Source organism: Leucobacter soli, from assembly GCF_042659205.1.
GTDB lineage: Bacteria > Actinomycetota > Actinomycetes > Actinomycetales > Microbacteriaceae > Leucobacter > Leucobacter soli.
Map to the genome: position 1 here is coordinate 1 of NZ_JBHSRW010000136.1, position 6,070 is coordinate 6,070.

At 70.2% G+C, this 6,070-nt stretch carries 5 protein-coding genes; 1 reads left to right on the forward strand and 4 read right to left on the reverse strand.

Annotation, left to right across the window (positions count from 1 at the left end):
- Window positions 1-41 precede the first annotated feature (41 nt).
- Window positions 42-1,352, reverse strand: a complete 1,311-nt coding sequence (locus ACFPZL_RS08895; protein ID WP_218115991.1) for a UDP-glucose dehydrogenase family protein — start codon at window positions 1,350-1,352, stop codon at window positions 42-44.
- Window positions 1,353-1,624: 272 nt separating this feature from the next.
- Here ACFPZL_RS08895 and ACFPZL_RS08900 point away from each other — a divergent pair, with 272 nt between their 5' ends.
- A complete protein-coding gene (locus ACFPZL_RS08900) occupies window positions 1,625-3,397 on the forward strand; it encodes a CDP-glycerol glycerophosphotransferase family protein (RefSeq protein ID WP_218115992.1) in 1,773 nt (590 codons plus the stop codon).
- 28 nt (window positions 3,398-3,425) lie between these two features.
- Here the strand turns inward: ACFPZL_RS08900 and ACFPZL_RS08905 are convergent, their stop codons facing one another.
- The 3 genes from ACFPZL_RS08905 to ACFPZL_RS08915 form a co-directional block, all read right to left on the reverse strand.
- A complete protein-coding gene (locus ACFPZL_RS08905; RefSeq protein WP_218115993.1) occupies window positions 3,426-4,214 on the reverse strand; it encodes an ABC transporter ATP-binding protein in 789 nt (262 codons plus the stop codon).
- The gene (locus ACFPZL_RS08910) at window positions 4,198-5,082 is read right to left on the reverse strand and encodes an ABC transporter permease (protein WP_218115994.1); all 885 of its coding nucleotides are present in this window, start codon (window positions 5,080-5,082) and stop codon (window positions 4,198-4,200) included. Before ACFPZL_RS08910 ends, ACFPZL_RS08905 begins: the two co-directional genes overlap by 17 nt.
- A gap of 65 nt (window positions 5,083-5,147) precedes the next feature.
- Window positions 5,148-6,070 (reverse strand): glycosyltransferase family 2 protein (locus tag ACFPZL_RS08915; RefSeq protein WP_382335137.1); only part of this gene is annotated, 923 nt, incomplete at its 5' end.

Consider the following 6,070-nt stretch of genomic DNA (forward strand, 5'->3'; position numbering starts at 1 on the left):
GGGCGAGGCTGGGGCGCCGGCCCCGGCGGGCCCTCAGCCCGCTACGGGCGACCCATCCCCGTATACGTCCATCCGGCCGCCCGCCAGCGAGCGGGGTCGAGGCAGTTGCGCCCGTCGATGACCGTGCGCCCCTGCACCAGTCCGCCGGCCCGCTCGGGGTCGAGCTCGCGACGGTACTCGTCCCACTCGGTGACCACGATCACGAGCGAGGCGTCCGCGAGCGTCTCGTCGAGGCTCTCCGAGTAGCTCAGTTCCGGGCGCACGCGCCGCGCGTTCTCGATGGCCTGCGGATCGGTGACGACCACGTCGGCACCGGCCTCGTGCAGCTTCGCGGCGATGTCGAGCGCCGGCGAGTCTCGCACATCGTCCGAGTGAGGCTTGAACGAGGCGCCGAGCACGGCGATCCGCTTCCCGGCCGGGTCGCCGCCGAGCGCCTCGGCCGCGAGCTCCACCACGCGATCCCGGCGGCGCAGGTTGATCGCGTCGACCTCTCGCAGGAACGCGACGGACTCGCCCCGGCCGAGTTCCTCGGCGCGGGCGGAGAAGGCCCGGATGTCCTTCGGCAGGCAGCCGCCGCCGAATCCGATGCCGGCGCCGAGGAAGCGGCGGCCGATGCGCGCATCGTGCCCGATCGCGTCGGCGAGCTGCACCACGTCGGCACCGGTCACCTCGGCGATCTCGGCCATCGCGTTGATGAAGCTGATCTTGGTGGCGAGGAAGGCGTTCGCGGCCACCTTCACGAGCTCCGCCGTCGCGTAGTCGGTGACGATGAAGGGGGTGTCGTTCTCGACGGCGGGGCGGAACACCTCGCGCAGCACGTCGGCGGCGGCCTCGCCCGCCTCACCCGCGGGCACGCCCACGACCAGGCGGTCCGGATGGATCGTATCCTCCACGGCCCAGCCCTCGCGCAGGAACTCGGGGTTCCAGACGAGCACGGCGCCCGACGGCGCGACGATCTCCGCCAACCCGGCCGCGGTGCCCACCGGGACGGTCGACTTGCCCGCCACGATGTCGCCCTCGGCGAGGTGCGGCAGCAGCGCCTCGATCGCGGCGTTCACGTACCGCAGGTCGGCCGCGCCGCCGTCGGCGCTCTGCGGCGTCCCCACGGCGATAAAGTGCACGCGGCTGCCTGCCGCGGCCGCGAAGTCCGTCGAGAAGCTCAGGCGCCCCGACTCGAGGCCGGCGGTGAGGATCTCCTGCAGTCCCGGCTCGAAGAACGGTGCGCGCCCCTGGCGGAGCTCCTCGATCTTCCGTTCGTCGACGTCGATGCCGACCACCTCGTGGCCGATAGACGCCATGGCGGCAGCGTGCACCGCACCCAGGTAGCCGCAGCCCACAACGGTCATCCGCATACTGCATCCTCCGAATCAGTCAGGTTCCGATCCTACTAGTGCCCTGCGCCGGAAATTCGCTTCACAGATCCGAGCACTCCCGCGGCGCCTCGCTTCGTTGTCGTCGATCGACGATGCTTCGGCATCGCCTCACTCCTCCGCCTCGCGACGCATCCACGGGAGCACTCGTCTCTGCAAAGCAACTCCCGGCGCAGGACACTAGCCGCACGCCGCACGAACGCTGGCACCGGGGTGCGGCGCTCCAGACCGGAGCAGCGCCCTAGACTGAACCCGTGCCCGCCTCCGACCAGCTCGCCGAGTTCGCCGCGCGCTTCGACGACAACCTGCAGATGCACGGCTCGACGCTCGCGCTCCCCCCGGCCGAGCAGGCGGAGATCGCCGCCGCATGCCGCGACACCCTCGGCGCCGCGCTCCGAGAGCTCGGTCCCGAGCAACTGCGCGCCCGCCTCGCCGCCGTGAGATCCCCGGAGGTCGCCCACGCCTGGCTCGCCGATCTCGGGCTCCTCGACCGGACGCGCGCCGTGCAAGCGTACCCGGACCCGGTCGGCCGTCGCCGCCGCTTCCTGCTGTACGCGTCCGACGCCGAGCCCCGCTTCGCGGTCGCGGCCGGAGGCGCACTCGTCGAGACCAAGGTGCGCTCGGTCGAGATCCTCGGCGAGCACTGGGTGTACGAGCACAACCTGATCGTCGAGACCGATGCTCCCGCCGAGGTGCGCTTCGCGGATCTCCGCGGCGGGATCCGCGTCGAGGAGCCCACCCCCGCACTGCCGCCGCCCGTCGACCCGGCGGTCGCGGAGCACCGGAGCCGCAAGCCCTGGCGCAAGCTCCACCGCCTCGTCGATGCGGACTGGTGGAACAACCGGAAATTCCGGCTCTCCGGCATCATCTCGCGGAGGATCGGACCGCTGCGCCGCTACGAACGCGCCTGGGTGCTGGCCGACCGCCGGCATCAGGCCGACGACAACGCGGAGGCGCTGTTCCTCCATCTGCACGCCGAACGGCCCGATATCAACGCCTGGTTCGCGCTGGACCGGCGCGTGCCGGCCTACCGGCGCCTTCGCCGCATCGGCGCCAAGCTCGTGCCCTACGGATCGATCCGCCACTACCTGCTGCTCGCCCGCGCCGAGGTGTTCGTCTCTTCGCAATCCGACCCCGGGTCGCGCAACCCCTTCGGATCCTTCCTCGCCACGAGCTGGCTCTTCGTCTACCTCAAGCACGGGATCATCCACACCGACCACCATCGGCGCTTCAACCCGATGCAGATCCATCTCGTCACCGCCGCGACCGAGGACGAGCGGCAGGGCCTGGTGCGCGAGCGCGGGCCGTACCGCTTCGCCGCGGGCGAGGTGCCGCTCACCGGCATGGCCCGCCTCGATCGCCTCGAGGCCGAGCTGGCGGCGCGGCGCGAGCGGGGCGACTCGCCCGACGTGCTGCTGATCACCCCGACCTGGCGGATCTACCTGGCTTCGCCGAACGCGGATCACCGCTGGTCGTTGCGCGAGGGAGCCCAGGCCAGCGACTACGTGCGCCAGTGGTCGGCGCTGCTGCACGACGAGCGCCTGCGCGCAGCCTGCGAGCGGCACGGCCTCCGCCCGGTCCTCCTCATGCACCCGCGCTTCCAGCACCACCGCGAACTCCTGCCGACTCCCGCATGGATGTCGGTCGCCTCCTACCACGACGGCGTCGCGGAGCTCTTCGCCCGCACCCGGCTCTCCCTCACCGATTACTCCTCCGTCGCCTTCGAGGCCGCCTACGGCGGGGCGCCGACCGTCTACTTCCAGTTCGACCGCGAGGCGTTCTTCTCCGGCGGCCACAGCAGCCAGCCCGGCGACTACGACTTCCGCGCCCAGGGCTTCGGCCCGGTCGTCGAGTCCGCCGGCGACGCCGTGACCGCCGTGGCCGCCCTGCTCGACGGGACGGACGGGAATGCCGACGAGGCGGCCGGCTACGCTGCGCGGATCGCCGCGCTCTACCCCTGGCGCGACGGTCGCAACTGCGAGCGATCGACCGCGGCGATCGAGCGGCTGATCGCCGAGCAGCGCTGAGCTCGCCGGGCGGGGGATCCCGCCCGCGCTACTTCTTCGGCTTCGGCTTGGGCGGGGCGACGATGTCGGCCGCCTCGCCGATGTCGCCGTCGAACACGACCTTGCCGCCCTTCAGCACGATCCCCCGCGTGCACAGCTTCTTCACCGTGCCGAGGTTGTGGCTGACCACGAACATCGTCTTGCCCTGATCCCGCAGTTCGAGGATCTTGTCGTTGCACTTCGCGCGGAAGGCGGCGTCGCCGACCGAGAGCACCTCGTCGACCAGCAGCACATCGACCTCCGTGTGCACGGCCACCGCGAAGCCGAGCCGCGAGCGCATGCCCGAGCTGTAGCGCTTCACCTCGGTGTCGAGGAACGACTCGCTGATGCCCGAGAACTCGACGATCGCGTCGAAGCGCGCATCCGTCTCCTCTTTCGACATGCCGAGGATCGCCGCGTTGAGGTAGATGTTGTCTCGGCCGGTCAGATCCGGATGGAAGCCGGCGCCCACCTCGAGCAGACCGGCGACGCGGCCGCGCGTGCGCACCCATCCCTCGTCGGGCTGCAGCACCCCCGAGATCAGCTTGAGCGTTGTCGACTTCCCCGAACCGTTGCTGCCGAGCACCGCGATCGACTCGCCCTCGGCGACCTCGAAGCTGATCCCGTCGAGCGCGCGGAACTCGCGCCGGCGATCCTGCTTCTTGAACAGCGAGACGAACGCCTCCTTGAGCGTCCGCGCGTGCTTGATCCGGAACTCCTTCACCACGTCGTGGACGATGATGGCCGGCTTCGACGAAAGCGCCGCCGACGGCGATCCGGCCTCAGAGCTCCTGGGCAAAGCGACCCTCCATCCGGTGGAAGACGTACTGGCCGACCACCAGCGTCAGCAGCGAGATGACGAAGCCGACCAGCGCGAAGTACCACAGCCCGTCGGGACGGGCGGCAGCCGGCGACAGGTGCTCCCAGAAGGCGGTGTGCGAGAGCTCCACGCCGGCGGTGGCCGGGTTGACCATGTAGAGGTAGTAGATCCACTCCGCGCCGATGTGCTGCGCCTGCTGCTGCACCAGGTTGAAGGTGTAGAGCACGGGCGAGGTCCAGGTCGCGAACATCAGGATCAGGTCGACGATGTTCTTCGAGTCGCGGTAGGCGACGTTGAAGCCGCCGAAGAAGAGCCCGAGCCCCAGGCCGAAGGTGACGACGATCACCACGCCCGCGAGGAACGCCGCCACCGACATCCAGGTGATGGCGCCGCCGAGGAGCAGATAGATCACCAGGAGGAGGACCGCCTGCGGCAGGTAGTGGATGATCGCGCCGACGGCCGCCGCCACCGGGAACAGCTCGCGGGGGAAGTAGATCTTCTGGATCAGCGCCTTGTTGCTCGTGATCGAGTTCGTCGTCGCGCGCAGCGTCTCGCTGAAGAGGTTGATCATCGTGATGCCCGAGAAGAGGTAGACCGGGAAGGCCTCCATCCCCCCGCCGCGGGCCACCCCGAGCAGGACGCCGATGACGATCCAGTACATGAAGAACTGCGCCAGCGGGCGGATGTACGACCAGGCCCAGCCCAGCGCCGACCCGTAGTAGCGGGTGGCCACGCCCTTCTTGATGAGCAGCGAGAGCAGGTATCGATGCTTCGGCAGACTGAGCAGACCGCGGCTGTCGCCGGGGATCGAGTACTCAGGGTCCCTGAGCGCACTGTGTTCAGTCACCCGACGATCCTACCCTGTGCCTGCTCCCCGACCGCTGTACCCGGCATCCCCCGCCCCGCACGTCGTCACGCGACCCGATCGATCGGCGGGTCGAAGAAGAATCCGGCCCGGAGGGCTCGGTGGATCCGCCGCCGCAGCTTTCGCGGCACGCCGCCGCGCCGCATCCCCACGACCACCTGCGCCGCGAACACCGCGAAGTGCGCAAGAGACCGGTGATGGCGCCGGTACGAGCCCTCGTTGCGGGCGCCATACGCGAACTTCCAGGCGTTCGACGCGTCCACCATTCCCCAGTTCACGCCCTGGTTCACACCCATGTCGTGCACGGTGACGCTGTCGAGGACCTGCACGCCGGCCCCCTCGCGCGAGATGCGCAGCGTGTACTCGGCATCGTCGAACCAGATGAAGTACTCCTTGAACGGCAGCCCGTACCGTTCGAGCGCCCAGCGCGGGATGAGCACCGAGACGAACGAGCAGCGCTCGACGAGCACGATCCGCCGCCCCTTCACGAGCAGCCGGCCCCAGTCCCAGGTGGGCACCGGGTTGTTCATCTCGCAGATCTCGCCGTCGGTGAAGAGCACGACCGAGCAGGCGAACGGCACCGCGTGGCCGAGCGCTTCGCTCGCCTCCCCGATGCCGTCGACCAGCAGGGCGAGCGCGTCGGGCCGCGGGTAGCCGTCGTCGTCCATCACCCAGACGAAGTCGGCGCCCAGTTCGTAGCCGCGGCGCATGCCGGCCGAGAAGCCGCCGGCACCGCCCGTGTTCTCGGGGAGGCTCACGACCTCGAGCGGAAGCGCGGTCTCGAGCGTCGCGAGGTAGTCGCCGGTGCCGTCGGTCGACGCGTTGTCGACGATCACGAGGTGCGCGGGCGCGGTGGTCTGCGCCTCGATCGCCGAGATCACGTTCTTCAGCTTCTCGAGCCGGTTGAAGGTGACGATCACCGCGGCGACCCGCGGCGCGGCGTGCGTCGGCGGTGTGCCGGCCCGCGCGG